This is a genomic window from Streptomyces sp. NBC_01077 (assembly GCF_045162855.1).
Lineage (GTDB): Bacteria > Actinomycetota > Actinomycetes > Streptomycetales > Streptomycetaceae > Streptomyces.
In genome coordinates, this window is sequence record NZ_CP108669.1 from 1,123,692 (window position 1) to 1,149,753 (window position 26,062).

Genomic DNA, 26,062 nt, shown 5'->3' on the forward strand with positions numbered 1-26,062 from the left:
GCGGCGCCCGGCGGCCCTTGGCGCCTGATGGAGCCGCTGGGTGCCACAACTGCGATGCGGGTGCCGGGACGTGACCTTTGCCTGCGGCGATCGGTTAGCCCCGCGTACTGGCCCTGGTGGACAGTCATACCGTCGCGGGGCGCTGCCATACGCCTTCGTTCCCCCGTTCGTTTGGTGGCCACGATGATGCAACGCCTGAATCCGGTCGACGGCTGTTTCATCAGGTATGAGGGGGACCAGCCGGGGTTCCGTCCCAACATCGGAATGGTCATGCATGCGAGGGGTGCGGCGCCGGAACTGAGCCGGGTACAGGAACAGGTCGCCGGCCGGATCGAGCGGATGCCGACGCTGACGTGCACCGTGACCAGGCGCGGTGGCCGTACGGTGTGGGAGGCGGACCCTGCCTTCGATCCGCACGACCACGTTCACGAGATCCGGATCCCACCCGGTCCCCATGCCCTGAACGAGGCGGTCGACGGGCTCCTCCGTGCCCCGCTGGACGAGGACTCGCCCCGCTGGGGGGTCTGGCTCATTCACGGCTACTCGGATCACGAGTACGTGCTGTTCTATCGCGCTCACCACGCCGCGCAAGACGGCCAGGCGATGATGGACGCGCTGACCGCCCTGTTCGGTACACAGCCACCCGTCTCCGTCTCCCCGGCTGTCGGCGTACCAGGAGCAGGGAGGGGAACAGGGACAGGCTGGTGGCAGCGGAGCACGGCGCGGGCGGTCACCTGGCTGCTGGCCGATGCGCTGAAGAGCCTGCGCCCTGCGCTGGGCTGGTCGACGCCGCACACCCTGAGCGGCGAGGTCCAAGTGGTTTCGGCAGCCGTGCCCGAGTCTTGGCTGCGCGAAACCGGCCGGGCGCTGGGAGCCAGCCCCAACGACGTATGCCTGGCCGCTCTGGCGGAAGCGGTGCGGAACTGGATGCCGGAGAGCTGGATCGCGCCCGAGCAGCGGGGCCGCGACCTGTATGTGAATCTGCCCATCTCCGTGCGTGCACCGGAGGAGCGGTTCATGATGGGCAACAGGATCTCTGCCGTCCGCATCCCCGTGTCGTTCTGGGAGGAGTCCCCGACCGCACGCGTTGCCGCCATCGCCCGCGCGACTCGTCCAGTCAAGACCGAGGGCATGCGGCGGGCACTGCGGGCACAGCTGAGTCTTCCCGAACCCCTCGTCTACCAGATCTTTCGGAGTGTCGCCGCCAAGGCCGAGGGCAGCCTTGCCACATCTGGTCTGATGCGCCTGCCCGGGCGCCTGGCGATGGGGAAGGACCCGATCGAGACGGTGGTGACGACCGCCTTCCTGGACAAGGATCCGTTCGAGATGGTGTTCCTCGCCTACAGAGGCCAGGCCGTCGCCAGCGTCACCATCGACCGCGCCGTGGTCGAGGTCGGCAATCTCGTCGCCCTGTGGGCGGACGCCGTTGAGCGCCTGCACCGCGAAAGCGTGGCGGGCATGGATGAGCAGCTGCCGGTGACTGCCCCCTCGTGACGGCAGCCCCCGCCGGGATACGCACACATCCATCAGTTACAGCTGCGGAAGTAGCCGGCAGGGCCGGCTGCGGCTTGAGGAGGACGTTCATGTCCAAGGCATTGGTCACTGGCGCGAGTTACGGGATCGGCGCGGACATCGCCCGCACGCTCGCCGCACGCGGCCACGACCTCGTCCTTGCCGCGCGCGGTGGTGAGGCTCTCGACCAGCTCGCCGCCGGCCTCGAAGCCGAGCACGGCATCACCGCGCGGGCCCTGCACGCCGACCTGACCGTTGAAGCCGACCTGGAGCGGGTGGCTGAGGCAGCCTGCGAAGTCGACATTCTGGTCAACAACGCCGGCGCCGGCCTGGGGATTTCCTTCGAGCGCACCGCGTGGGCCGAGGAGCAACGGATGCTGCAGCTCAATGTCGTCGCACCCGCCAGACTGCTGCACGCCGCCTTGCCCCCGATGCTGCAGCGGGGCAGCGGGCGGATCCTGAACGTCTCGTCGGTGGCCGCCGCAGCGCCGGTGTGGCAGGGCACGACCTATGGCGCGTCAAAGGCGTTCGGTCTGGCACTGACCGAGTCGCTGGCCTACTCCCGCCGCCTGCGTGCTTCGCCCGTCGCCATGACGGCGCTGGTGCTGGGGCACACCACCTCGCGCTTCCACGAACTGGCCGGGATCGCCCCGTCACCGCCATTGCTGACCCTCCCGTCGCCGTACGTAGCGGAGCGGGCCGTGCGGGCGATCCACCGGCGCCGCCCGCCCGTCGTCTGCGTACCGAGTCTGCGCTACAAGCTCCTGGCCGGGCTGCTGCGGCACCTTCCCCCCCGGCTCCTGACCCTGCCCGGTCTGGCCGACGACTTCACCACCATCAGGTCGCACGCCCCCAGCACGGCTGCCCGCCGACCCGAGTCAGGCGGGGCCGATGGCGAGCACGGCATTCTGGCCGCCGAAGCCGGTGGACACCGAGAGCGCCAGCTGTAGCGGCATCTCCCGGCACTTGGTCGGGAGGTCGAGGGCCACGGTCGGATCGAGGTCGTCCACATTGGCGGTGGGCGGCACGATGCCCTGCTCGACCGCCAGGACGGTCAAGGCCGCCTCCACCGCACCCGCCGCGCCCATCAGATGTCCGGTCACCGCCTTGGTCGACGTCACCGGGGGACGGTGCGGGAACAACGCGGCCAGCACAGCCGCTTCCACTCTGTCCCCGAGCGGCGTCCCAGTGCCATGGGCATTGACGTGCGAAACGTCTTCCGCTGCCGCGCCGGCCCGGGCGAGTGCCTCGCGCAGGGCCACCGCGAGCCCCGCCCCGTCGGGACTGGGCTTCACCACGTGGTGGGCGTCCGAAGAGGCACCGAACCCCCGGATACGGGCCCGCGCCCTCGCCCCGCGGGTCCGTGCATCGCCGGCGCGCTCCAGCACCAGCATCCCGGCACCCTCACCCATGACGAACCCGTCACGCTGCGCGTCGAAGGGACGCAACGCACCAGCCGGGTCATCGAAACGGTGCGACAGCGCACCGACGCGGTCGAATCCCGCGATGTTGAAGGGCGTGATCGCGGCATCCGCGCCACCCACCAGAGCAATGTCACAGTGCCCCAGGGCCAGCAGATCCAGCGCCGTTCCGATGGCGGTCGCCCCAGACGCACAGGCGGTGTTGACCGTATGACTGGGGCCCGTTGCGCCGAACTCGATCGTCAGCTGCGCCGACACCGAGTTACTCAGAGAAGTCGGCACCGCGTATGGCGATACATCCTGCGCGCCTTTCTCCAGCAGCGCGCGGTGCTCCGACTCCAGCGTTGCAGCCCCTCCGCTGCCGGATCCCACAACGACCGCGACGCGGGCTCCGTCCCACTGCACTGGGTCCAGCCCGGCATCGCTCAGGGCCTCGCGAGCGGCAAGCAGCGCCAGCTGAGTGCATCGATCGGGCCGTCGGGAGCGGGCCCGCCCCAGGCGTACCGGGTCGAAGTCCGCCACCGAGCAAGCGATGTGAGGAACGGGCATCGGCGGCCCCAGCGTCGCGGTCGGCGCTCCCTCGCACACCCGGTCCCAGGTGGCATAGCAGCCGTCGCCAGCCGGCGTCACCATGCCAAGACCCGTCACGCACACATCCGGAACAGCCAGACGGAATGTCATCGCGCGGCCACGAGCGCAGCGACGTCCGCGACCGTCGCAGTGGCCCCGATCTCCTCCTCCGTCACCGCCAGGCCCTTCTCACGGCGCAGGACCAGAGCCAGCTCCACCACGGCGATGGAGTCGAGACCGACGTCCTCGCGCGTGGCGTCCAACCGGATATCCGACTCGGAAATCCCAATAGAGATCATAATATTCTTCAGTTCATCGAATGACATTGTTTTCACCGGCTTCGTAAGGCGGGATGGGCGCGCCAAAATATCACGCATTCCAGCAGTGTGGATCTTCGGCTGGAGTGAACTGGCGCTCCGAAGCGCGGAGATGACATATTGCGGCAGACGCGGCAGCCCGCCTGCCGTTCTGGGGCGTACCGCCCCTGAGCCAACCTGGAGATCGCGCAGATGGACGTGCTGGAGAAATGCCGCTCGTGGACGGCAGAACATCTGCGCGCTCCGGGAAGCGACTGCTACTACCCGGCGATCACCGACACGTTCGGCGGCACAGAAGTCGACTTCCAGGGAAGGCGGGTGATCATGGCCGCCTCCCACGACTACCTCGGACTCTCCGCCGAGCCCCGGGTGAGAGAGGCCGCCGTCGCCGCAGTGAGGCGCTTCGGCACCTCGCTGGGCGGGTCACGCGCGGTCAGCGGATCCCTCGACCTCCACGAGGAGCTCGAGAACCGACTGGCCCGCTTCCTGGGGCAGGAGGCAGCGGCCGTACTCCCCTCCGGATACCAGGCGAACTTGATGCTGGCTCCGCTGCTTACGAAAGACTGCTACGTATTCAATGACCTTTCGAATCACGCCTCACTGGATGAGGTAATCCGTCTGGGTGACGCCGAAGAGCACAAATTCCTGCACGGTGACATGTCCCACCTCGAGGAACTACTCGCATCCGCCGCCGAGACGGCCGGAAAGCTGGTCCTCACCGACGGAATCTTCTCGGTCGACGGAGACATCTGCAAACTCCCCGACCTGATGAAGCTGGCCGACAGATACGGCGCACACGTCGTCGTCGACAGCTCCCACGACCTCGGGGTACTCGGACCCACCGGTGCCGGGGCCGCGGACCACTTCGGACTGCAGCCCCTACTGATCACCAGCGCCCTCTCCAAGAGCCTGGCCTCCGTCGGTGGAGTCATCGCCGGACCAGCCGACGTCATTCACTACCTCCGCTACCACGCCCGCACATCGCTCTTCACCGCAGCAGCCTCACCGGCCAACGTCGCCGCCGCACTCGCCGCACTCGACATCCTGCAGACCGAACCGGAGCACCGTGCGCGGGTGCTCGACCTCGCCGAGCAACTCCACAACGGCCTGAGGGCACTCGGATACGACACCGGCGCCTCCGTCACCCCCATCGTCCCCGTCCTCGCCCGCGGCCGCGAACGGTGCCTGCGCATGTGGCGGGAGCTGCTCCAGGCGGGAGTATTCACCGCACCCATGACCTATCCCGGCGTCAGAACGGGCCGCGAGGTACTGCGCATCACGCTGACAGCCGCACACACGGACCAGCAGCTGGCCGACGTGCTGACCGCGTTCGAGGAGGTCGGCCGGAAGGAGAGCCTCATCCCCCAGACCCCGCACGGCGCACACACCGCGGTCCGGGTCGTCCGACCGGCAGGGATCCCGGCCACCGCCACTGCAGCGTCCACCAGCTAACGAGCTCGTGCACGGTAGGCGGTGAGACGTCGAGCCTTGGGTGGTTGATCATGGTCGGGTGGTAGGGAATGCGTGCGGGATGACGTGCGCCACAGCGAGCGTGGAAGGCAGGTCGTGCACTTCCGTACGCAGTGACCTCTCTGGTAGACGTGTCGGCGTACGTGTTCGATTCATCCCGAAGGCTCCCGCCATGAACCACGGCCCCGGCCCCCGTTCCGCCCTGATCGACTTCAGTATCGACCTCACCGTCGAGGAGGCACGTCGGCGTGCCGAAGTCGTGGCAGCCCTTGGGTCCGACTGGGACCCCGTGGCCGTTCTGCGTGAGGAAGAGGCGGCGCACGCCCTGTTGTACTCGGGCTTGGACGAGGAGCAGCGGCGGCTGTACGCGATGCTGGTCGCGGCCGGTGTGCTGCCCGGGGAGGAGCCGGGCCGTACGTCTTCCGCTTGATCCCCACGCCGATCCGGCTCGGCGGGCCTGGGTCGCGTGCCCCGGCTGCGACGACGCCCGCGGCTGCGGGACCTGCCTGGAGCGCCGAAACTGCCGGAGCCACTGGCGCTATCTGATCCGGAACAACGGGTCCCGGGTCCACCTGCAGTGTCCGAACTGCACTCACACGTGGACCCTCGACACCTCCCGTGAGCGTCACGGCCGCCGGGCCTGAGCTCAGCAGATCCGCGGCAGCTGCTCTCCGAGCGGCATGTCCACGACGCGGGTGCCGCCGAGTCCGGTGCGAGCCACCACCATGCCTGGATGGGTCTCGACCGCCTCGCCGATCACCGCTGCTTCGGTACCCGAGGGGTGGGCACGCATCGCGGCGAGTACGGCGTCTGCGTGGTCTCGCGGGACGAAGGCCACGAGCTTGCCCTCGTTCGCCACGTACATGGGGTCGAGTCCGAGCACCGCGCAGGCGTTGCCGACCGCTTCGGGGACCGGAACGGCACGCTCCTGGATGACGACACCCGTGCCCGACGCCGCCGCGATCTCGTTCAGCGAGGCGGCCAGGCCCCCGCGTGTGGGGTCGCGCAGCACGTGCAGGTCCCGTGTGACGGCGAGCATCGCCTCGACAAGGCCGCCGAGCGGTGCGCAGTCGCTGGTGATCTCGACACCGAATTCGAGGCCCTCCCGCACGCTCATGATCGCCACGCCGTGCATGCCGATCGGGCCGCTCACGATCACCACGTCCCCGGGCACCACTCGTTGCGGCCTCAGGTCGACTCCGTCGGGGATCAGTCCGACCCCCGAGGTGTTGATGTAGATGCCGTCGCCGTGACCGGCCTCCACGACCTTGGTGTCACCGGTGACGACCTGGACGCCGGCCACGCGCGCCGCCGCACCGAGGGCCTGCGCGACGCGGGCGACCACCTGGGTCTCGACGCCTTCCTCCAGGATGAACCCGCAGGACAGGTGGCTCGCCCGGGCGCCGCTCATGGCGAGGTCGTTCACGGTGCCGTTGACGGCGAGGTCGCCGATGCTGCCGCCGGGGAAGAACAGGGGGCGCACCACGAAGGAGTCCGTGGAGAACGCCAGACGGGCGCCGCCGATGCGGATCTCGGCCGCGTCGGCGGTGTGCGCGAGGGCCGGTCCGCCGTAGGCGGGCGCGAAGACGTGCTCGATCAGCTCCGCGGACAGCGCACCTCCGCCGCCGTGGCCCATGACGATGCGCGTTTGGTCGCGCAGTGGCGCCGGGCAGGTCCAGGCGAGCATGTCGGGTGCAGGCTGTGCGGCGTCGACCGCCGGCGTGGTGCTGACGGTGTCAGGCAAGGGTGCTGCCCTCCAGAGAAGCGGTGACCGGGGACGGGGTTCCGGAGGCCACGCGGGCCGCCGCGGGCGGCCGCTGTCCCGGGGTTCCGCCGTCGAGCCGCCGGTAGAGGTAGTAGGCGGCGCAGGCGCCCTCGCTGGACACCATCGTGGCGCCGAGCGGGGAGCGGGGTGTGCAGGTGGTGCCGAACGCCTCGCATTCGTTGGGTTTCAGCAGGCCCTGGAGGACTTCGCCGCTGCGGCACTCGGCGGGCTCGCGGGTGTCGATTCCCTCGACGGAGAAGCGGTACTCGGCGTCGTGGTCACGGTAGCGTTCGGACAGGCGCCAGCCGCTGTCCGGGATGACACCGATGCCGCGCCAGGCCCGGTCGGTGATCTCGAAGACATCGCTCAGCATCGCCTGCGCCGCCGGATTGCCCTCGGCCGTCACGGCGCGCTGATAGGCGTTCTCGACCGTGTGCTCACCCCTCTCCAGCTGGAGCACGGTCCTGCGCACGCCTTCCAGGATGTCCAGCGGCTCGAATCCGGTGACCACGATCGGCACCTGGTGGCGTTGTACGAGCTCGGGGTACTCGTTCGTGCCCATCACGCTGCAGACGTGGCCGGCCGCGAGGAAACCCTGGACGCGGCAGTCCGGGGACCGCATGATCGCGTCGATGGCCGGGGGGACCCGGACGTGGGACACGAGGAGACTGAAGTTGCGGATGTTCCGCTTGCGCGCCTGATGGACGGTCATCGCGTTGGGGGGCGCTGTCGTCTCGAAACCGATGCCGAAGAAGACCACCTCCCGGTCCGGGTTCTGCTCGGCGATCCGCAGCGCGTCCAGCGGGGAGTAGACCACCCTGACGTCGCCGCCCTGCCCGCGGACCTGGAACAGGTCGCGGCCCGTGCCGGGGACACGAAGCATGTCGCCGAACGAGCAGAAGATCACCCCCGGCCGGGAGGCGATCTCCAGGGCCTTGTCGATCATCTCCAGCGGCGTGACGCAGACCGGACAGCCCGGGCCGTGGATCAGCTCGATCTCTGAGGGCAGAAGCTGGTCGATGCCGTGCCGGATGATGCTGTGGGTCTGTCCGCCGCATACCTCCATCAGGGCCCAGGGGCGCGTCACCGTCGCCCGGATCTCGTCGAGCAGCCGACGTGCCAGGTCAGGGTTCTGGAACTCGTCGATGTACTTCACGGCCGTACCTCTCCGTGGACGTCGTCCTGCGTCTGCCACTCGCTCACCGCGGCCTCGGCGGCCTCCCACGGGTCTCCGAACTCCTCCTGGAGCAGGCCGAGGGTCTCGAACAGCTCCAACGTCCGCTTGGCCGACTCCTCGTCGAGCTTCTGGAGGGCGAATCCCACGTGCACGATGGCGTACTCGCCGGGTTTCAGGTCCGGCAGGTACTCCAGGCACACCTCCTTGACCACACCTCCGAAGTCGACCGTGGCCATCCGGGTGCCGTCCCGGTCCTCGACGTCCAGCACTCTTCCGGGTACCGCCAGGCACATGGGTGTCTCCTCACTGTCGCTCTCGTCGCGGCACGGCGGTGGCCGCTCGGTCCGTCGTCCGGGCGGCCACGACGAGTTGGCCGAGGGCCAGACCGCCGTCGTTCGGTGGAATCCGGCCGTGGCGCAGCACGGTGAAGCCGTCCTCCCGCAGCCCTTCGGCGCAGGCCGAGGAGAGCAGCGTGTTGGCGAACACTCCGCCGGTCAGGGCGACGCTCTCCACGCCGGTCTCGCCGCGCGCGGCGGCGCAGACGCTGCGCACCAGTCGGGCCACGGCATGGTGGAACCGCGCCGCGACGACGGCTGCCGGGGTCCCGTCCAGCACGTCGGCGACCACCGCCGTCAGAAGGGGTGTGGGGTCTGCGGTGAGCGGGGCGCCGGACTGCGGCGAACCGAGCCGGAAGACATAGCGTTCGTCCTCGGCCACGCCGGGTGCGCGCAGGGCCGCGGCCTCCAGCTCGATCGCGGCCTGCGCCTCGTATCCCGCGTGCTGGCAGATCCCCGCCAGGGACGAGACGGCATCGAAGAGGCGCCCCATGCTCGACGTGGGAGCGCAGTTCAGCTCTCGCGCCAACTGCCTTTCCAATACAGTCAGTTCACCGGGCGCACAGGCCTGCGTGCAGGGCAGATCCCGGTCGGCGTCGAGGCCCGCGGCCCGCAGGTGGGACAGAGCTATGCGGTAGGGCCGTCGTACGGCCGCGTCACCGCCCGGCAGGGGTACGTAGGCGAGGTGCGCGAACCGCTCGAACCCGGCGTAGTCCGCGAGCAGGAACTCACCGCCCCACACGGCGCCGTCGAGACCGTAGCCGGTGCCGTCGAAGGCAACGCCGATCACGGGATCCGTGCCGTCGAGGCCGTTCTCGGCCATCGCCGCCGCGACGTGCGCGTGGTGATGCTGTACGGGGACGACGGGCCGTCCCGAAGCGTGTTCGCGGGCCCAGCGGGTGGACCGGTAGGCGGGGTGGCGGTCGGCGGCGATCAGTCCGGGGCGTACCCCCGTGACGGACTCCAGCTGCCGTTCGGCGGAGGCGAGGGCGAGCTGGGTGGCAAGGTCGTCCATGTCGCCGATGTGGGCGGAGAGCCAGGCCTGGCGTCCGTCGCCGAGGCAGAAGGTGTTCTTCAGGTCCCCTCCGACGGCGAGGGCGGGCGCGACCTCCACGGGCAGCGAGACCGGCAGCGGCGCATAGCCCCGGGAGCGGCGCAGCGTCAGCTGCTCGCCGTCGCAGACGCGGACGACGGAGTCGTCGCAGGGGACATGGATCGGCCGGTCGTGCAGGAGCCAGGCGTCCGCCAGGCCGGTGAGTCTGGTCAGTGCCTCCTCGTCGTCCGTGACGATGGGCTCGCCCGCGAGGTTGCCACTGGTCATCACGAGGAGCCGGGGCCCCTTCCCGTCCGCCCTGCCGAGGCCGAGGAGGAGATGGTGCACCGGGGTGTACGGAAGCATGAAGCCGAGGTCCGGGCTGCCCGGAGCCACCGCCCGCGCCGGCGCGGCCCCGTGGCGCGGGCGGGCGTCGTCGCGGCGGCGGCGCAGCAGGACGACGGGCCGGGCGCCGCTGGTGAGGAGTTCACGTTCGAGCGTGCCGAGGTGCACGAGGGGCTCGATGTCGGCGAGGTCCGCGGTCATCATCGCGAACGGTTTGTCACCGCGCGCCTTGCGGCGGCGCAGTTCGGCCACCGCGTCGGGGTTCGTCGCGTCGCAGGCCAGGTGGTAGCCGCCGAGGCCTTTGACGGCGAGGATCGCGCCGGAAACGAGCATCCCGCGTGCGGCGGCGACCGGGTCGGCACCGGGTTCGCGACCGGGGTCGGCCCAGCCGGAGTCGGGGGCCGGATCGGAACCGTGGGGGGCGGGGCGGCCGGGTGCCGTGACCAGCCGCAGCCGGGGGCCGCAGTGGGGGCAGGCGACGGGCTGCGCGTGGAAGCGCCGGTCGGTGGGGTCCTCGTACTCCCGGGCACAGTCCGGACACATCGGGAAGCCGGCCATGGTGGTGTGGACCCGGTCGTAGGGCAGTCCCGTGACGATCGTGAACCGCGGGCCGCAGTTGGTGCATGTGATGAAGGGGTGCAGATACCGCCGGTCGGCCGGGTCTGCGAGCTCCGCGAGGCAGTCGTCGCAGGTGGCGGTGTCCGGCGGGACAAGGGTGCGGACGGCGTCGCTCTGGCTGGAGGGCACGATCGTGAATCCGTTGCCGCCGCTCGCGGTCACCTCGGCCGCCTCGACCGACTCCACCCGGGCCAGGGGTGGGGCGTCGGGCGCGAGGCGGGCGCAGAAGGACGCGACGTCTGCGGGGTCTCCCTCGACCTCCGCGACGACTCCGTCCGCCGTGTTGGTGACGTGTCCGGACAGGCGCAGCCCGGTGGCGAGGGCGTAGACGAAGGGCCGGAAGCCCACACCCTGCACGACGCCGCGGACGACCACACGGCTGCGCCGCGGGGCCATGGCGAGGGCGGGTCCGGGCCGCGCCGTGGTCACGCGCCGGCCTGGGCCATCACCGGGGTGTGGACACGGTTGCCCTCGGCCGTCGCGAGGGCCCGGTCAAGGAGGACGCCGGATCCTCGGCCGTCACGTACCGAGCTGAGAACGACCTCGACGCCGGGGTTGACCTGCTGCACGTTGGCGCGGAACGCCGTCTCGTCGAACTCCGCGGCCTCGGCCATGTCGGTCTTGGTGACGATCACCAGCTGGGCGAGACCGAACGCGGTGGGGTACTTGAGCGGCTTGTCCTCCCCCTCGGTGACCGAGGCGAGCACGACGCGGAGGGACTCCCCCAGGTCGTAGCCGGCGGGGCAGACGAGGTTGCCGACGTTCTCGACGAACAGCAGCCGGGTGGACTCCGGCAGCCAGTCGTGCAGGTGCCGGGCGACCATGTCGGCCTCCAGATGGCAGAGGCCGTCGGTGAGCACCTGCTTGACGGGGACGCCCGAGCGGGCAAGGCGGCGGGCGTCGTTCTCGGTGGCGAGGTCGGCGGTGAGCGCGGCGGCGCTGACGCCCCGCTCGCCGGCGAGGCGCAGTTCGCGCTCAAGGAGGGCGGTCTTGCCGCTGCCGGGGCTGGAGAGCAGGTTGATCACGGTGGTGCCGCGGGCGTTCAGCTCGGTGCGCAGGATGTGTGCCGCGGCCTCGTTCTTGGCGAGGACTGCGCGCTGGAGATCGACGGCTCGGCACATGCTCAGTTCTCCTCGGTGATCGGTTGGCGATGTTCCTCGCGCGGCGCCTCCGGATCGGCCCAGCGGACCTCCCGGATCTGGAGTTCGCGGCCGGAGACGAGTCCGTCGGCCGCGGCGCCGCAGCCGGGGCAGAGCAGCCGGGGCGGCATGCCGACCGCCCAGTCCTCGGCGCACGCAGCGCAGCGCGCGGTGCCCGGTACGGTACGGGTGATCAGCTCGGCGCCCTCGACGACGGTTCCGGCGCAGGCGAGTTCGAAGCAGAAGGCGAGGGCGTCGGCGACGACACCGGCCAGTTCGCCCACGTCCAGCTCGATGCTGCTGACCCCGACGGCCCCGCGGGCCTTCGCCGCGGTCTCGACCTGGTCGACGACGGCGACCGCGAGGGACATCTCGTGCATCGGTCTCCGTCCTGGGCACCGGGGTGGGTCTCGGGCGCCATTAGAGAACGGGGGGTGGCGGGCCAACGCCCGGCGCGCCGGGACCGGACGGCTGTGTCGTCCATTCGGTGCAGCCGCCACCGAGCAGGCGGGGGGTCACATCCTGCTGATGCGCAGGTAGCGCCGGAGGTCGGGAAGGACTCCGACGACGACGGCCGCGACGGCCAGGGCGGCGATGGCGGCGGCTGCGGCGCCGAGGACGTTCCTGTGCATGGTGCTCTCCGTTTCGGTCTTCATACGACGGCTTCCTGGCGGACCAGTTCGGTCACCATGCGCACGGCCTCGGGAACGGCCGCGGCGACCTGCGGGCTGAGCCCGATGCCCTCGTCGAGGCAGGCCGGTTCGCAGCCGACGACGAGGATCCGCCGTGGCGGCGCGGCTCCGGTTCCCGCGCACAGGGTGTCGAGCAGGGCGAGGACGGCGTCGGGCGTCATCCGGTGGCCGTCGAGCGGCGCGGGCTCGGTACCGCGGCCTCGGTCGCCGGCCGCCGAGGCGTCGATCAGATAGAGCGTCCCCGGTGCGCCGCCGCGGGCCGTGACGTCGACGAGGACGAGGGTGTCCCAGCCGTCGAGGAGTTCGTAGGCGAGGTGGACGCCCCGGACGCCGACGTCGGCCAGCTCGACGGAGGCGGGGAGTTCCTCGCGGGTGAGTCTCCGCAGGGTCTCCACGCCGAAGCCGTCGTCGCCGAGGAAGATGTTGCCCACCCCTGCCACGAGGGTGCGGGCCGTACCGGGCTCTCCGGCCTCGGGCGCCGGGCCGTTCACATGTCCTCCAGGGCTTCGACCTCGTCGGGCTGGAAGTAGAGGAACCGGCCCTGTTCGCGGCGGATGTCGGCGCCCGGGTCGTCCTCCACGGTGACCGCGATGTGGACTCCTCCGTCGACGTCGTGGAGGACCGCCTCGACCAGAGCGCTGCGCCCGTCGAGGAACAGGTCCTGGGCGTCCGTGTGGCGGAGCCGAGGGCGCAGGACGACCCTGCTGCCCGCGCGGACGGCGCGTCCGTCGACGAGAACATGGTCGTTGCCCGGATCGACGCCGGTGTCGCCGCCCGGGTCCCACCAGGGCGTCTCCGGTTCGAGGATGTTGCCGGCCGGCTTCGGGGTTCCGGTGACGCTCTGGAGGCTCCGGACCGCTCCGTGCAGACGTTCGAGGACTTCGGGCGGCATGGTGTCCGCCAGTTCGATCACCGCCGCCGCGCGGGCGTCGGTCCCCCTGGCCTCGCGCTTCTCCTCGTCGGTGAGGGCCGCCGTGCGCAGGGCGAGGATCTCGTCGATCTCGGTCGCGTCGTAGAGGGCGCCGGGGCTCTCGGGCGCGATGGCCGGATGATCCTCCAGGATGATCGGCGAGGACAGCATCAGGTCGTCACGGCCGGGTTCGCCAGCAAGCACGGGCCAGGTGTGCAGGTTGCGGCAGGCGGCGACGGCGCCCCTGGCCCATTCCGGCGGGTCGGTCATCGACAGGAACGCACCGCCGTCGAGGCGGAGCAGGGTGTGGGTGGCGACGAGGGAGTACGGCAGTGCCGCGTGACGGTCGGTGTCCGGCTCGGCGGTCCAGGCGCTGGTGTTCTCCACCGTGACCGAGAGGCGCTCGACACGGTACGGGCCGTCGAGTTCTGCCGCCGAGATCCGTACGGTGCCGCTGATCTCCTCGCGGCGGCGTACGAGTCGGCCGAGGGCACGTCCGTCGGCGTCGGTGACCTCCTCGGTCTCCTCGGCGGCGGGGCGGGTGAAGGGCAGGGCGAGGCCGTCGCCCCGCAGTTCGGCGACGGGGACGACGAGGGTGACGCGCTCCTCGACGCCCTCGTCCCAGGCCACCAGAACCCGGTCGGGCAGACGGAGTTCGCCGGTCGGAGCGAAGGTCCCGTCTCTGCGGAGTTCCTCGACGGTACGCCGCTGGGCGCACAGGAATCGGACCTCCACGGCGAGTTCGGCGCCGGTCCTGGGCTCCATGAGGCACTCGGTGAGCTGGAAGTCGTGCTCCTCGGCGGAGGCGCTCCAGGACGGCGGGACCAGGACTCCGAACTGCCAGCGGAGCCGGTTCTTCGCTGCGGAAGCACGGTACGGGTAGAGGACGTACCCCTCGAAGAGGACGGCGTCGGCGACGTGTCGGGCGACGGCGAACCGCGCCTCGGTGCCGGGGGTGAAGGCGACGGTGGTCATGCTGTCCTCTCCCCCGCCGCTTCGAGCAGGGACTCGACGGTGGCCTCCCACGACGGGAGGGCCAGGCGCGAGCGGTAGGCGAGCAGGGCGTCCATCGCGTCGCCCGGGAGCCGGATCCATCCGCAGCCGGGGAAGTGCTGGTCGATCATCTCGCGCCACACCTTCACGGGCATGCGGTGGGAGACCTCCCTGTCCCAGGGAACGGGCTCGACGTGGAAGCCGCCGGCGCCGGTGAACGCGGTGCCGGAGAAGAGCAGCAGCAGCGGGACGTCACCGTCGGAGAGCGCCCGGAAGTACCTGGACGCGGCGATGTCGGTGTCGTAGGTGCACGGCACGACGAGGTCGGTCTCGACCTCGCCGGTGAAGCCGGGCACCATGACGGAGACCTGGGCGAACTGCACCGGGTTGAGGCTGCTGCCCCACCGGGAGCGTTCGCCGAAGAGGTCACCCAGGGCCGCGGCCTCGTGGTCGTCGTAGCCGCGTCGGGCGGGTTCGATACGGATCTGGCAGCGCAGGGCCATGGCGTGGACCCGGGTGCCGCCGGTGGCGGTGATCCTCAGCCGGAACACGAGCGTGGGTCCGGCCGCGTAGGGATCGGCGCGGACGTCGGTGCAGCCGAAGGAGAACTCGGTCACGGCCGGCTCTCCTGCGGCTCGCGTGCCAGGCCGCGTACGTGCGTGAAGAGGGCGTCGAGGTCGGCCCGCGCCTCCGCACCCCCGTCGAACCCCTGCCAATGCAGTCGCATGCGGCCCACCAGTTCGTAGCAGAGGTCGATCGGTACGAGGAAGCACTCGGTGCGGCCCTCGTGGCGGCGGAGCAACAGGGCCTCCACGTCGGGTTCGATGTGGGCGGCCAGCCGGGTGGCGTCGAGGACGGACCGCCAGGCGTCGTCCTCCAGCTCGCTCTCGGTGGCGCCGGCGGGGCTCGGGTAGAGCGCCACCGGGCGGTCGAGGGCGGAGTTACGGAAAAAGAACGCGACGGAGACCGGGATCCGCAGCGACTCCCACGCCTGGTCGTCGATCCGGTGCCCCGGGTCGCTCAGGAAGCGGCCGGGTACCGTCCGGAAGCGGCCCGGGGAGGCGGCGGAGCGGTCCATCAGCTGCGCGCACGGGCCGCATGCGCAGACCAGGGCCCGCTTGTCCGTGTCGACGAGGTGCGGGTGACGCACCTCGGCCGCAAGTGCCGCCCCACACAGTTCGCACCGTTCCTCGCGGGGCGGACGCGGGGTGGTGAACCGGCGCAGGCCCGTGGGCCGCGGGGGCCGCACGGCGCCGTTCGGCGGCCCGTTCACAGGGCCGCCGACGAGCGGCCGTCCGCGCCCGCGAGGGACGGACGGGTGCCGATCTGGAGCAGCGCCGGTTCGCGCGGGGCGCCGGTCTCCAGCTCCACCCCGGTGACCTCGGGGGCGAAGCAGGCGAGGGCGTCCACGGCCGCCTGGCGGAGGGACTCCTGGGTGCCGGAGCAGCCGCAGCCGGTCGAGGCGGTGACCCGCAGCCGCAGCACGCCCGTCGCCGTGTCGAACCCGGCGTTCTCCACGGGCTGTGGCAGGGCGGACAAGGCGCGGTCGATACGGGTCGGCGCGTCCTCGGGGTGCAGTCCGTGCAGGTTCAGGAGGCTCGCGACGAGTTCGTCCGCGAGCAGCGGGTCCAGCGGGTCGGCGGGCGGACGGGCGGCGGGGCTTCCGAGGAGCTCGACCATGCGGGAGATGCCACTGCCGTAGAACTCCATGAGGACGCGTACGACTTCCTCCGCGGCCGCGGAGGCCTCGGCGTCACCGTTGTCGGCCAGCCGGTCCAGGACCTCCTCGACGCGTCGGCCCGCCTGTTCGGCGGTGGTCGTGCTCATCCGGCCAGACCGCTCAGGCCGGTGGGCACGTGCATCTGCTTCACGGTCCTGCCGTTGCCCGTGTACATGTGGACGCCGCACGGCAGGCAGGGGTCGAAGCTGCGCACGGCGCGCATGATGTCGATGCCCTTGAAGTTCTCGGGCGTGTTCTCCTCGAAGATCGGGGTGTTCTGCACCGCGTCCTCGTACGGGCCGGGGGTCCCGAACGTGTCCCGTGTGGAGGCGTTCCACGGCGTCGGCGGATAGGGGTGGTAGTTGGCGATCTTGCCGTCCCTGATGACCATGTGGTGCGAGAGGACGCCTCGTACGGCCTCGGTGAAGCCGACGCCGATGGACTCGTCCGGTACTTCGAACTTCTCCCACGTCTGCGTGCGTCCGGCGCGGACCTCCTCCAGGCCCTTCTCGGCGCAGTGCAGGGCGACGGCGGCCGCGTACGCCTGGAAGTAGGTCCGGGCGCGGTTGCGCTCCAGGGCGTTGCTCCACTTCGGGATCTTCCACTCGAAGGTGGTCTCCGGCTTGGTCATCGTCCGGGGGAGGTTGATGACGACGCTGTGCCCGGTGGCCTTGATGTAGCCGATGTCGACGAGGCCGGAGAGCGCGGTGGACCACAGGCGCGCGAGGGGGCCGCCCCCGGTGTCCAGTGCCAGGTGGTCCTTGCCGTCGAACCAGCGTGGGGACATGACCCAGCTGTACTTGTCGTCGAAGTTCCGCTTCTGCGGGGCCGGGATCGTGTGCTGGTTCCACGGGTGGCGCGGGTCGACCGGGTTGCCCATCGGATCGTGGGTGACGAACTGTTCCTGCCCCTCCCAGTCCTCGTAGTACGAGCTGCCGAGCAGGATGCGGATGCCGAGGTTGATCTCGGTGAGGTCGTTGGTCACCAACTTGCCGTCGACGACGACACCGGGGGTGACGAACATCCGGCGGCCCCAGTCGCTCATGTTGGCGTAGGTGAAGTCGCAGTGCTCGGGATCGTTGAGAGCGCCCCAGCAGCCGAGCAGCACACGGCGGCGGCCGACCTCCTCGTAGCCGGGCAGTGCCTCGTAGAAGAAGTCGAAGAGGTCGTCGTGGAGCGGGACGACCCGCTTCATGAACTCCACGTACCGCATGAGGCGGCTCATGTAGTCGGTGAACAGCTGCACGGACGCGACCGTGCCGACACCGCCGGGGTAGAGGGTGGAGGGGTGGACGTGCCGCCCCTCCATGAGACAGAACATCTCCCGGGTGTAGCGGCTGACCTGGAGCGCCTCTCGGTAGAACTCCCCTTCGAGGGGGTTGAGGGAACGCATGATGTCCGCGATCGTGCGGTAGCCGTGCTCGGCGGCGTGCGGCGCCTCGGTGCGCTCGGCAAGTTCCAGGACGCCGGGGTTGGTCTCGCGGACCATCTTCTCGCAGTAGTCGACCCCGACCAGGTTCTCCTGGAAGATGTTGTGGTCGAACATGTACTCCGCGGACTCGCCGAGGTTGATGATCCACTCACCTAGGTGCGGGGGCTTCACGCCGTACGCCATGTTCTGCGCGTACACGGAGCAGGTCGCGTGGTTGTCACCGCAGATGCCGCAGATGCGGCTGGTGATGAAGTGCGCGTCGCGGGGGTCCTTGCCCCGCATGAAGACGCTGTAGCCGCGGAAGACGGAGGACGTGCTGTAGCACTCCGCGACGCGCTTCTGCTTGAAATCGATCTTCGTGTGGATGCCGAGGCTGCCCACGATCCGGGTGATGGGGTCCCAGGCCATCTCCACAAGGCCGGAGCCGTCACCCGTCGTCTTCGCCGGAGATGCCATGGTCGCTGTGGTGCCCTTCGTCAACTCTTCGACTTCGCGAACAGTGGGATGGATGGGAGGTCCTGCGGGGATGGCGCGATGGCGTCACGGTCACCAGGGCGGCCGGTAGCCGGTGGTGATGCGCTCGCCGGTGTGCCGCCACTTCGGCTCCTTGTCCACGGTCTTGGCCGTGATGGTCCGCAGGCGGCGGATGACGGAGCCGTACACGCCGCTGGCGGTGCTGGAGACCTTGCCGCCGGGAGGTTCGTCCATGAACGGCATGAACTTGTCCGGGAATCCGGGCATCGTGCACGCGATGCAGATGCCGCCGACGTTCGGACAGCCGCCGATGCCGTTCATCCAGCCGCGCTTGGGGACGTTGCACTTGACGACCGGGCCCCAGCAGCCGAGCTTGACCAGGCACTTGGGTGAGTCGTACGTCGAGGCGAACTGGCCCTGCTCGTAGTAGCCGGCCCGGTCGCAGCCCTCGTGCACGGTCGCCCCGAACAGCCAGGTCGGGCGGAGCTTGTCGTCCAGCGGGATCATGGGCGCGGAGCCGACCGCCTGATAGAGCAGGTAGGTCAGCGTCTCCGCGAAGTTGTCCGGCTGGATGGGGCAGCCGGGCACGCACACGATGGGGATGCCGGCATGCGACTTCCAGTCCCAGCCGAGGTAGTCCGGGAGACCCATCGCACCGGTCGGGTTCCCCGCCATGGCGTGAATGCCGCCGTACGTGGCGCAGGTGCCGATCGCGACCACGGCGAGGGCCTTGGGTGCCAGCCGGTCGATCCACTCGCTGGTCGTGATGGGCTGACCGGTCTCCGGGTTGTCGCCGAAGCCGCTCCAGTAGCCCTCCTGCTTGATGGCCTCGTTCGGGATGGATCCCTCGACGACCAGTACGAACGGGTCGATCTCGCCCCGCTCCCCCTTGAAGAACCACTCGATGAACGTGTCGGCGCCGCCCACCGGACCGCACTCGAAGTCGATCAGCGGCCAGTGGACCGCGATCCTGGGCAGCCCAGGCAGCCCCGCGAGGGCGATCTCCTCGATGCTGGGCTGCATGGCGGCGGTCAGGGCCACCGAGTCGCCGTCGCAGCTCAGACCCGCGTTAATCCAGAGGATGTGGATCGGCTTCTCTTCGCTGCCGGGTGCGGCACCCTGGGCCTGGTCCTGGACCGGGGCCGGGGCCGGCTTTGCTGCGCTCATGGGTCGCCTCCTGAGGAGGGGTGGGGCGAAGGCCTCATGTCAGGCCTAGGTCTTGCTCAACAGTCGGCCGATCTGCCCCCGCCCGCACCTGGGCCGTCCGGGAGCTCCGCTCGGGGGCCTCCTTCCGGACGAAGGCCCGGCGCCGTGCGTGGTAGCTCGCAGCGGGGTCGTCGAAGATCGACCGCATCCGGGAGAGCTCCTGCTCACGACAGGCCGCAAGGGGAACGACGGACTCCAGGCGCTCGAGCTCCGCCTTCTTCGCCGCGATCCGCGGCTGAAGCCCGCTACGGGATGCCAGACGGAGGGCCAATCGGGTGATCTCGGCAGTGAACTCCCCGGGTCCGCAGTCGACAACCCGGTCGACCAGGCCCATGTCCAGCGATGCCGCGGCGGACACCGGCCGCGCCTCTTCGGTGAGGCGCGCGGCCAGGGCCTCGCCCACCTTTCCGGGCAGGGTGCGGGTCCAGTACTCCGATCCGTACAGACCCATGCGCCGGTAGTGCGGATTGAGCACCGACCCCGAACGGCACCAGACCTCGTCGGCGGCGAGGGCAAGCATCACCCCGCCGGCGGCGGCGTTGCCGCCGATCGCGCTCACGACCAGCCGGTCGGTCGTGGTGAGAACCGCCTCGACCAGGTCGTTCATGGCATTGATGTTGGCCCAGGACTCTGCGGCAGGGTCGGCGGAGGCCTCGATGACGTTCAGATGGATGCCGTTGGAGAAGAAGTCGCGCTGCCCTCCGAGTACCAGGACGGAAGTGGGACGCCCGAGGGCGGTCTCGTACGCGTCCAACAGGCGGCGACACTGGTCGGTGCTCATCGCCCCGCCGGGGAACGCGAAGGACAGAACGCCGACCGGTCCCTGCTCGCGGTACCGGATGTCGGACCAGGTACTCCGGCCCGGCGCCGGGTCGGCGGGCGCCGGCAGTTCGGGGAGCTCCGGCAGCCGGCCGGCGAGGGCCCGGGTGGCGGGGAGCTTGCATGCACGCGGCCTGCCACGGCCGGTGCGGGCACGGAGCTCGGGGATCCAGACCGCTCCGTCCACGGTGGCGCGGCAGACCGCGCCCGCCCGGGTCGCAAGCAGGGCACCGGGCCGACCATGCAGACCGTCCTCCGCGTGGCCGCCGTGCAGGAACCACTCGGCGCCGAGCAGCCGGTCCGGCACACCGGGCTGCGAGTCGGCGGCCCGCAGGGTGCGCAGCACGGTCTCGGTGGTGTCCTCGCCCCACGAGATCCGACGCTCCTCCTGACGGAGTGCGGGACGGGCGCGGATCTCGCCGGTCTGCGGACGCGGTGTCGCCCCGGCGGCGACCCTCTCGACGGCGAGCAGTACGGCGGCCACGGCGGCGTCGGACAGCTCGTTGCGGTACAGATCGCTCTTGCCGACCTCCGGGACGCGGAAGGCGGCGGTCGCCCAGACGTCGCCCGCGTCCATCTCCTCGTCGGCCTGGAGGACGGTGACGCCCCACTCCTCGACCCCGTCGTGGATCGCGTGGTCAAGCGAGGACGGGCCGCGGTCGCCCACGGGCCCCGGGTGCACGATCAGACAACGGTGCGCCGTCCACACGTCACGGGGCACGACAGCCTTCAGCAGGGGGGCCACGACCAGGTCGGGCGCGTGGCGCGCCACGGCCTCGCGCACGGCAGCCCCGTCGGGGGTGACCTCTACGGGAACGGTGTGCCCGCGGTCGCCCAGCTCGACCAGGACGCGCTGGGTGAGGCTGTTGAAGCTGCTGGCGACGAGCAGGATGCGCATGGATGGCCCCTCCGGATTGCAGTGGATGGAACGGCCCTGGAAGGGCCGTCCACCGACCGCCTGCGATCCTCGGACACCGCAGGCCGGGGAGGAGGGCGACGGGGCCCTTACCTCACCCGTTAGAGGCGCGCGTCCGACCGATTGGCGGCCATCCCAGCGGTGCGACGCCCAGGTGACGCGCCACGCGGCTCGTGGAAGAACGGAACTCCAACAGGTACGCGGATGCGCACGCACCGGGGCGCGGCAAGGGACGGAAGGTTGCCGAGGAGGGGCCGACCACAGCGCCCTAGCGGCACGAGGGCGAGGTCTGCTGCGCCATGCGGGTGGCATCCGCTGGGGGCACCTGTCCTTTGCGGCGGCGGTGACTAACCCCTCACAAGCCCAAGGCCGCCTTGGCCGAGGCACTGGCAGACCGTTGCCGTGCAGGAGGGCAGCGTTACTTACGCATGTGGCCCCGGCGGCGAGCCGGGGCCACCAGCAGTGGCCCCCCACTCACCCTCCCTGCCCCCTATGGCTCCCAGAACCCACCCGATCCCCGCCGCTCCGGGCACCGCACTCACCAAGATCCGGACCATTCCCGGACCAGCCGTCTCCAAAGAGTCGCGCGTGCCGCCGTATCCCCTGATCATCGTGGGTGTCACTGCTGTACCACCAGCAGACGAAGAAGCTGCTGGCACCCAGTAGATCACCATGCCATGAGTGACACCGGGCGAGCCCAAGCCGCAACTTGGCAACCCGTCAGTAGAGCCAGCATGCAATGTGCCACCTCCCAACACCGCACCAGCAGCCCCTGCTTTGCCGAAGCAGAGGTGGTCATACAGCCTCGCGGTAGGCCCTGCGACCTCCTGTGTACGTGCGACCCAAGAAGTTCCGCCACACCGGCGGGGAACGCCATTTCCGCATGGAAGCACCCCTTCTTCAAGGCGATGGTGACCCCCGGATTAGGCCATGCTCTCGGAAGAGCCGACCGACAGCCCGGGGCGCAAGGTGACGGCGGGGTGGCACCGGGCGGGTTCCGCCCTGTGGCGGGGGCTTGTAAGCGGCCGCCGCCCCGTCCACCGAAACGGTCGACGACGGCGACGGCCGGCCCGTATTCGGGGCTGGCATGACCGAGTCACGCGAGGCCAAGACGACCGAGCACGAACCTCTGCCTCGATCACCTTCGGTGTCTTACGCACTGATCGGCCGCACCGAGGCCGCACGCGGGGCCTGCTCGTTGCGACGGTGGAGGCCATGCGCCTCACCCTCCTTGCGCCAGCAGTGCCGACCGGCCCCGACATCGCACCGGGACCCGGATTCTTCCACCACGCGCCGAGACGCCGGAACGTCGGCGCCGCCCGCTGGGTATGCAATCACCGCCATCCCGAGCACACCGACTAGCCGCGATTGCATCTATAGCGCGTATGCAACTATTGTGGAGGCGCGTAAAGAGCCTACTCAAGCAATCACAGAAGGGATGAGCCATGCCGCTCGCACTCCTCGCCCTAGCAGTTGGGGCCTTCGGGGTCGGAACGACTGAGTTCGTCGTCATGGGCCTGCTGCCCGAGATCGCCGCCGACTACGGCGTCTCCATCCCCACCGCAGGCCTCCTGGTCACCGGCTACGCACTCGGCGTCGTCATCGGCGCACCGCTGCTGACCGTCCTCGGCAACAAGGTCAGCCGCAAGCGGATGCTCATGCTGCTGATGGGCCTGTTCGTGCTCGGCAACCTGGTCTCCGCCCTCGCCCCGAGTTTCGGGATGATGCTGACCGGCCGCGTGATCGCCTCCCTCGCCCACGGCTCGTTCTTCGGCATCGGATCCGTCGTCGCCGCCGACCTCGTCGCCCCGGACAAGAAGGCCGGCGCCATCGCCACCATGTTCACCGGCCTCACCGTCGCCAACATCGTCGGCGTGCCGCTCGGCACCTTCATCGGGCAGGCGGTCGGCTGGCGCACCACCTTCGCCGTCGTCGCCGCACTCGGTGTGGTCGGTCTGCTCGGCATCGCCAAGCTCGTCCCCGCCATGCCCCGTCCCGAGGCCTCCCATCTGCGCCGGGAGCTGAAGGCGTTCCGCAATCCGCAGGTGCTGCTCGCGATGGCGATGACCGTGCTCGGCTTCGGCGGTGTCTTCGCCGCGATCACCTACATCGCACCGATGATGACCGAGGTCGCCGGCTACTCCGACGGCGCGGTCACCTGGCTCCTCGTCCTCTTCGGCGTGGGGATGTTCCTCGGCAACCTGCTCGGCGGCCGGTTCGCCGACCGCGCGCTGATGCCCCTGCTGTACGCCGCACTCGGCGGGCTCGCGATCGTCCTCGCCCTCTTCACCGTGGTCGCCCACGACAAGGTCCTCGCCGCGATCACCATCTTCCTCGTCGGAGCGCTCGGCTTCGCCACCGTCCCGCCGCTGCAGAAGCGCGTCCTCGACCAGGCGCACGGCGCACCGACGCTGGCATCCGCCGTCAACATCGGCGCCTTCAACCTCGGCAACGCGCTGGCCGCCTGGCTCGGCGGCCTCGTCATCGCCGCCGGCCTCGGCTACACCGCACCCAACTGGGTCGGCGCCATCCTCGCCGCCTCCGCACTCGGCCTCGCCCTCTGGTCTGCCGCACTGGAGCGCCGGGCCCCGGCGACCGACGACGCCCCCACCGTCGACACCGACGCCCGCATCCCCGTACACCACTGACCCTTCCTCCCCCATCCCCCATCCCCCACTACAAGGAAAGCGCCCTCATGAGCCTCACCATCCACGACGCCGAGACCCTGATCACCGCCGTCCGTCACGCAGCCGACGCCGCCGGGGTGACGGTCAGTGTCACCGTCCTCGATGCCGGCGGACACCTGCTCGCCTTCCGCCGCGACGACCGGGCCGTGCTGATCTCCGGCGAGACCAGCACCCGCAAGGCGTACACCGCCCTCCAGCTCGACGCCCCCACGGCCGACCTGGTCGACCTCGTCAAGCCCGACGGCCCGTTCCACTCACTGCCGACCGCCCTCGACCGGCCGCTGCTCTTCATCGCCGGCGGCGTGCCCGTGCACCGCGACGGACGTCTCGTCGGCGCCGTCGGCGTGGGCGGTGGCGCCCCGGAACAGGACCACTCCATCGCCACCACCGCGCTCCAAGAGCTGTCCCGATCCCGATGACGCCCCGCAGGAGGTCTTGCCGACCAGGGCACGCCTGGTCGGCCGGCGTCCTCGACCCGATCAGCCTCAACTACGCCACCGATGTGGTCTCTGTCCGCGATCACGGCTCGTGTTGTTCGTTTGCGCAGGTCAGGTAGCCAATGCGATCTCGAATCGAAATGTCATCTGGCCGAACCGGCCCCTTCGGTATCGGCACCACCGAATTCCTGATCATGGGTGTCCTGCCCCAGGTCGCGGGCGATTTCGGCGTCTCGATCCCACCGCCGGCTGGCTGGTGACCGGCTACACCCTCGGTGTCGTGTTCGGTGCCCCGCTCCTGACCGTGCTGGGCACCAAGGTGTCCCGGAAGAAGATGCTGCTCTCCCTGATGTTCATGGGACTGACCGTCGCCAACATCGTCGGCGTCCCGCTCGGCACCAACATCGGTCAGGACGCCGGCTGACGCGTCACCTTCACCATCGTCGCCGCCCTCGGCGTGATCGGCTTCCTCGGCGTGGCCAAGCTGATCCCCGAGGAGGGCACGCCCGAGACGCAGGACGTCCGCACCGAGTTCGCCGCGTTCAAGAACGTCCAGGTCTGGCTCGCCATGGCGATGACCGTGCTCGGCTACGGCGGAATGTTCGCCGCGATCACCTACATCACCCCGATGATGACCGAGGTCTCCGGCTACACGGAGGGCGCCGTGACCTGGCTGCTCGTCCTCTTCGGCATCGGCATGTTCCTGGGCAACCTGCTCGGCGGCAGGTTCGCCGACCGGCGCCTGATGCCCATGCTGCTCCTCACCCTCGGTGCGCTCTCGCTCACGCTCCTCGCCTTCACCGCCACCGCGCACAACAAGGTGCCCGCCGCGATCACCCTCACCCTGATCGGCGCGCTCGGCTTCGCCACCGTCCCGCCGCTGCAGAAGTGGGTCCTCGACCAGGCCTCCGCAGCCCCCACCCTGGCCTCCGCCGCCAACATCGGCGCCTTCAACCTCGGCAACGCCCTCGCCGCCTGGCTCGGCGGCGCGGTCATCGCCGGAGGCCTCGGCTGGACCGCCCCCAACTGGGTCGGCGCCCTCCTCTCCGCAGGCGCCCTGCTCCTGGCCTTCCTGGCGTCCCGCCTCGACAGGCGCACCCGCGCCGAGGTGTCCGCGACCGAGGCAACGGCCGACCGGTCGCTCGCCGTCGCCGGCCGCCGCTGACACCGGCCGGCACTCCGCCCATCCCCCACCACCGAACGCAGAGAAAGCAGTCCACCCATGTCGCACCTCCCCACCCTCACGCTCAACAACGGCGTGGAGATCCCGAAGCTCGGCTTCGGCGTCTTCCAGGTCCCCGACGACGAGACCACCGCCGCCGTCGGCCACGCTCTCCAGGCCGGCTACCGTTCCGTGGACACCGCCGCGATCTACGGCAACGAGGCCGGCGTCGGACGGGCGCTCGCCGACTCCGGTATCGCCCGCGACGAGCTCTTCGTGACCACCAAGCTCTGGAACGCCGACCAGGGGTACGACTCCACCCTGCGGGCCTTCGACGACAGCCTCGCCAAGCTCGGCCTCGACCACGTGGACCTGTACCTGATCCACTGGCCCACTCCGGCGCGAGACCTGTACGTCCACACCTGGCGTGCCATCGAGACGCTGGTCGCCGACGGGCGGGTCCGCACCGCCGGAGTCTCCAACTTCCAGCCCGCACACCTGAAGCGGCTGCTCGACAGCAGCGACCTCGTGCCGGCCGTCAACCAGATCGAGCTCCACCCCGCGCTCCAGCAGCGGGAACTCCGCGAACTGCACGCCGCCCACTCCATCGCCACCGAGGCGTGGAGCCCGCTCGCCCAGGGTGCCGTTCTCGCCGACCCGGCCATCGCGGAGATCGCCGCCCGGCACGGGAAGTCCCCCGCCCAGGTGGTGCTGCGCTGGCACCTCCAGCTCGGGAACATCGTGATTCCGAAGTCCGTCACCCCCGCCCGTATCCGCGAGAACATCGACGTCTTCGACTTCGACCTCTCCGCACAGGAGATGAGCGCGCTCGGCGGCCTCGACCGCGGGCTGCGCACCGGGCCGGACCCCGACACCCTCAACTGAGCAGCCCGCCCCGGCATCTGCGCTTCC

Annotated in this window: 24 protein-coding genes and 1 pseudogene; 8 read left to right on the forward strand and 17 right to left on the reverse strand. The window is 70.3% G+C overall.

Annotated features, from left to right (window positions below; genetic code table 11):
* Positions 1 to 183: 183 nt before the first annotated feature.
* Positions 184 to 1,494, forward strand: coding sequence for a wax ester/triacylglycerol synthase domain-containing protein (locus OG462_RS05080; protein WP_406054838.1), 1,311 nt, complete (start codon positions 184 to 186; stop codon positions 1,492 to 1,494).
* A gap of 89 nt (positions 1,495 to 1,583) precedes the next feature.
* Positions 1,584 to 2,462: an SDR family NAD(P)-dependent oxidoreductase gene (locus OG462_RS05085; RefSeq protein ID WP_406054840.1), complete on the forward strand. Its 879-nt coding sequence runs from the start codon at positions 1,584 to 1,586 to the stop codon at positions 2,460 to 2,462.
* On the opposite strand, the gene OG462_RS05090 is transcribed toward OG462_RS05085, so the two are convergent.
* A complete protein-coding gene (locus OG462_RS05090) occupies positions 2,391 to 3,614 on the reverse strand; it encodes a beta-ketoacyl-[acyl-carrier-protein] synthase family protein (protein ID WP_406054842.1) in 1,224 nt (407 codons plus the stop codon). The genes OG462_RS05085 and OG462_RS05090 overlap by 72 nt on opposite strands.
* Positions 3,611 to 3,880, reverse strand: a complete 270-nt coding sequence (locus tag OG462_RS05095; protein ID WP_406054844.1) for an acyl carrier protein — start codon at positions 3,878 to 3,880, stop codon at positions 3,611 to 3,613. Before OG462_RS05095 ends, OG462_RS05090 begins: the two co-directional genes overlap by 4 nt.
* 132 nt (positions 3,881 to 4,012) lie before the next feature.
* Here OG462_RS05095 and OG462_RS05100 point away from each other — a divergent pair, with 132 nt between their 5' ends.
* Both OG462_RS05100 and OG462_RS05105 read left to right on the forward strand, forming a co-directional pair.
* Positions 4,013 to 5,272, forward strand: coding sequence for an aminotransferase class I/II-fold pyridoxal phosphate-dependent enzyme (locus tag OG462_RS05100; protein ID WP_406054846.1), 1,260 nt, complete (start codon positions 4,013 to 4,015; stop codon positions 5,270 to 5,272).
* 190 nt (positions 5,273 to 5,462) lie between these two features.
* Positions 5,463 to 5,720, forward strand: coding sequence for a DUF6400 family protein (locus OG462_RS05105; protein WP_406054848.1), 258 nt, complete (start codon positions 5,463 to 5,465; stop codon positions 5,718 to 5,720).
* Positions 5,721 to 5,936: 216 nt separating this feature from the next.
* On the opposite strand, the gene hypE is transcribed toward OG462_RS05105, so the two are convergent.
* From hypE to OG462_RS05180, 15 genes are all read right to left on the reverse strand, one after another.
* Positions 5,937 to 6,977 carry a hydrogenase expression/formation protein HypE gene (gene hypE / locus OG462_RS05110; protein ID WP_399221951.1) on the reverse strand — a complete coding sequence of 347 codons (1,041 nt, stop codon included), beginning with the start codon at positions 6,975 to 6,977 and terminating at the stop codon, positions 5,937 to 5,939.
* 49 nt (positions 6,978 to 7,026) lie between these two features.
* Positions 7,027 to 8,211, reverse strand: coding sequence for a hydrogenase formation protein HypD (hypD, locus tag OG462_RS05115; RefSeq protein ID WP_406054849.1), 1,185 nt, complete (start codon positions 8,209 to 8,211; stop codon positions 7,027 to 7,029).
* Positions 8,208 to 8,525, reverse strand: a complete 318-nt coding sequence (locus OG462_RS05120; RefSeq protein WP_266976137.1) for a HypC/HybG/HupF family hydrogenase formation chaperone — start codon at positions 8,523 to 8,525, stop codon at positions 8,208 to 8,210. Before OG462_RS05120 ends, hypD begins: the two co-directional genes overlap by 4 nt.
* A gap of 10 nt (positions 8,526 to 8,535) precedes the next feature.
* Positions 8,536 to 10,959: a carbamoyltransferase HypF gene (hypF, locus tag OG462_RS05125; protein ID WP_406066371.1), complete on the reverse strand. Its 2,424-nt coding sequence runs from the start codon at positions 10,957 to 10,959 to the stop codon at positions 8,536 to 8,538.
* Positions 10,960 to 10,988: 29 nt separating this feature from the next.
* Positions 10,989 to 11,684 (reverse strand): hydrogenase nickel incorporation protein HypB, encoded by a 696-nt coding sequence (hypB, locus tag OG462_RS05130; protein ID WP_406054851.1) that lies wholly within the window; start codon positions 11,682 to 11,684, stop codon positions 10,989 to 10,991.
* Positions 11,685 to 11,686: 2 nt separating this feature from the next.
* Entirely contained in the window at positions 11,687 to 12,082 is a 396-nt protein-coding gene (locus OG462_RS05135) for a hydrogenase maturation nickel metallochaperone HypA (protein WP_406054853.1), read from the reverse strand.
* A gap of 135 nt (positions 12,083 to 12,217) precedes the next feature.
* The gene (locus tag OG462_RS05140; protein ID WP_399221532.1) at positions 12,218 to 12,358 is read right to left on the reverse strand and encodes a DUF6893 family small protein; all 141 of its coding nucleotides are present in this window, start codon (positions 12,356 to 12,358) and stop codon (positions 12,218 to 12,220) included.
* Positions 12,355 to 12,885, reverse strand: coding sequence for a hydrogenase maturation protease (locus OG462_RS05145; protein WP_356683199.1), 531 nt, complete (start codon positions 12,883 to 12,885; stop codon positions 12,355 to 12,357). Before OG462_RS05145 ends, OG462_RS05140 begins: the two co-directional genes overlap by 4 nt.
* Complete coding sequence (locus tag OG462_RS05150; RefSeq protein WP_406054856.1) at positions 12,882 to 14,279, reverse strand: hypothetical protein; 1,398 nt, start codon at positions 14,277 to 14,279, stop codon at positions 12,882 to 12,884. Before OG462_RS05150 ends, OG462_RS05145 begins: the two co-directional genes overlap by 4 nt.
* Positions 14,276 to 14,914, reverse strand: coding sequence for a DUF6084 family protein (locus OG462_RS05155; RefSeq protein ID WP_406054858.1), 639 nt, complete (start codon positions 14,912 to 14,914; stop codon positions 14,276 to 14,278). Before OG462_RS05155 ends, OG462_RS05150 begins: the two co-directional genes overlap by 4 nt.
* Positions 14,911 to 15,570, reverse strand: a complete 660-nt coding sequence (locus OG462_RS05160) for a DUF5947 family protein (protein WP_406054860.1) — start codon at positions 15,568 to 15,570, stop codon at positions 14,911 to 14,913. The genes OG462_RS05155 and OG462_RS05160 overlap by 4 nt, the downstream gene beginning before the upstream one ends.
* Positions 15,567 to 16,124, reverse strand: a complete 558-nt coding sequence (locus OG462_RS05165; protein WP_406054861.1) for a hypothetical protein — start codon at positions 16,122 to 16,124, stop codon at positions 15,567 to 15,569. Before OG462_RS05165 ends, OG462_RS05160 begins: the two co-directional genes overlap by 4 nt.
* Complete coding sequence (locus OG462_RS05170; RefSeq protein WP_406054862.1) at positions 16,121 to 17,905, reverse strand: nickel-dependent hydrogenase large subunit; 1,785 nt, start codon at positions 17,903 to 17,905, stop codon at positions 16,121 to 16,123. Before OG462_RS05170 ends, OG462_RS05165 begins: the two co-directional genes overlap by 4 nt.
* Before the next feature lie 90 nt (positions 17,906 to 17,995).
* Positions 17,996 to 19,090 (reverse strand): hydrogenase expression protein HypE, encoded by a 1,095-nt coding sequence (locus OG462_RS05175; protein ID WP_406054864.1) that lies wholly within the window; start codon positions 19,088 to 19,090, stop codon positions 17,996 to 17,998.
* A 34-nt stretch (positions 19,091 to 19,124) separates the two neighbouring features.
* A complete protein-coding gene (locus tag OG462_RS05180) occupies positions 19,125 to 20,846 on the reverse strand; it encodes an enoyl-CoA hydratase-related protein (RefSeq protein WP_406054866.1) in 1,722 nt (573 codons plus the stop codon).
* A gap of 1,463 nt (positions 20,847 to 22,309) precedes the next feature.
* Here OG462_RS05180 and OG462_RS05185 point away from each other — a divergent pair.
* From OG462_RS05185 to OG462_RS05200, 4 genes and pseudogenes are all read left to right on the forward strand, one after another.
* The gene (locus OG462_RS05185; protein WP_406054868.1) at positions 22,310 to 23,512 is read left to right on the forward strand and encodes an MFS transporter; all 1,203 of its coding nucleotides are present in this window, start codon (positions 22,310 to 22,312) and stop codon (positions 23,510 to 23,512) included.
* A 47-nt stretch (positions 23,513 to 23,559) separates the two neighbouring features.
* Positions 23,560 to 23,970 carry a heme-binding protein gene (locus tag OG462_RS05190; protein ID WP_406054870.1) on the forward strand — a complete coding sequence of 137 codons (411 nt, stop codon included), beginning with the start codon at positions 23,560 to 23,562 and terminating at the stop codon, positions 23,968 to 23,970.
* 158 nt (positions 23,971 to 24,128) lie between these two features.
* Positions 24,129 to 25,153: pseudogene (locus OG462_RS05195) on the forward strand (MFS transporter).
* Between the two features lie 57 nt (positions 25,154 to 25,210).
* Entirely contained in the window at positions 25,211 to 26,035 is an 825-nt protein-coding gene (locus tag OG462_RS05200; RefSeq protein ID WP_406054872.1) for an aldo/keto reductase, read from the forward strand.
* Positions 26,036 to 26,062 lie beyond the last annotated feature (27 nt).

Coding starts and splice junctions, on each gene's coding strand:
- OG462_RS05180 (WP_406054866.1), bottom strand. CDS start 20,846: ATGCGCATCCTGCTCGTCGCCAGCAGCTTCAACAGCCTCACCCAGCGC.
- hypB (WP_406054851.1), bottom strand. CDS start 11,684: ATGTGCCGAGCCGTCGATCTCCAGCGCGCAGTCCTCGCCAAGAACGAG.
- OG462_RS05085 (WP_406054840.1), top strand. CDS start 1,584: ATGTCCAAGGCATTGGTCACTGGCGCGAGTTACGGGATCGGCGCGGAC.
- OG462_RS05170 (WP_406054862.1), bottom strand. CDS start 17,905: ATGGCATCTCCGGCGAAGACGACGGGTGACGGCTCCGGCCTTGTGGAG.
- OG462_RS05150 (WP_406054856.1), bottom strand. CDS start 14,279: ATGACCACCGTCGCCTTCACCCCCGGCACCGAGGCGCGGTTCGCCGTC.
- OG462_RS05175 (WP_406054864.1), bottom strand. CDS start 19,090: ATGAGCGCAGCAAAGCCGGCCCCGGCCCCGGTCCAGGACCAGGCCCAG.
- OG462_RS05190 (WP_406054870.1), top strand. CDS start 23,560: ATGAGCCTCACCATCCACGACGCCGAGACCCTGATCACCGCCGTCCGT.
- OG462_RS05080 (WP_406054838.1), top strand. CDS start 184: ATGATGCAACGCCTGAATCCGGTCGACGGCTGTTTCATCAGGTATGAG.
- OG462_RS05200 (WP_406054872.1), top strand. CDS start 25,211: ATGTCGCACCTCCCCACCCTCACGCTCAACAACGGCGTGGAGATCCCG.
- OG462_RS05120 (WP_266976137.1), bottom strand. CDS start 8,525: ATGTGCCTGGCGGTACCCGGAAGAGTGCTGGACGTCGAGGACCGGGAC.
- OG462_RS05140 (WP_399221532.1), bottom strand. CDS start 12,358: ATGAAGACCGAAACGGAGAGCACCATGCACAGGAACGTCCTCGGCGCC.
- hypF (WP_406066371.1), bottom strand. CDS start 10,959: ATGGCCCCGCGGCGCAGCCGTGTGGTCGTCCGCGGCGTCGTGCAGGGT.
- OG462_RS05135 (WP_406054853.1), bottom strand. CDS start 12,082: ATGCACGAGATGTCCCTCGCGGTCGCCGTCGTCGACCAGGTCGAGACC.
- hypE (WP_399221951.1), bottom strand. CDS start 6,977: ATGCTCGCCTGGACCTGCCCGGCGCCACTGCGCGACCAAACGCGCATC.
- OG462_RS05105 (WP_406054848.1), top strand. CDS start 5,463: ATGAACCACGGCCCCGGCCCCCGTTCCGCCCTGATCGACTTCAGTATC.
- OG462_RS05095 (WP_406054844.1), bottom strand. CDS start 3,880: ATGCGTGATATTTTGGCGCGCCCATCCCGCCTTACGAAGCCGGTGAAA.
- OG462_RS05185 (WP_406054868.1), top strand. CDS start 22,310: ATGCCGCTCGCACTCCTCGCCCTAGCAGTTGGGGCCTTCGGGGTCGGA.
- OG462_RS05100 (WP_406054846.1), top strand. CDS start 4,013: ATGGACGTGCTGGAGAAATGCCGCTCGTGGACGGCAGAACATCTGCGC.
- OG462_RS05090 (WP_406054842.1), bottom strand. CDS start 3,614: ATGACATTCCGTCTGGCTGTTCCGGATGTGTGCGTGACGGGTCTTGGC.
- OG462_RS05165 (WP_406054861.1), bottom strand. CDS start 16,124: ATGAGCACGACCACCGCCGAACAGGCGGGCCGACGCGTCGAGGAGGTC.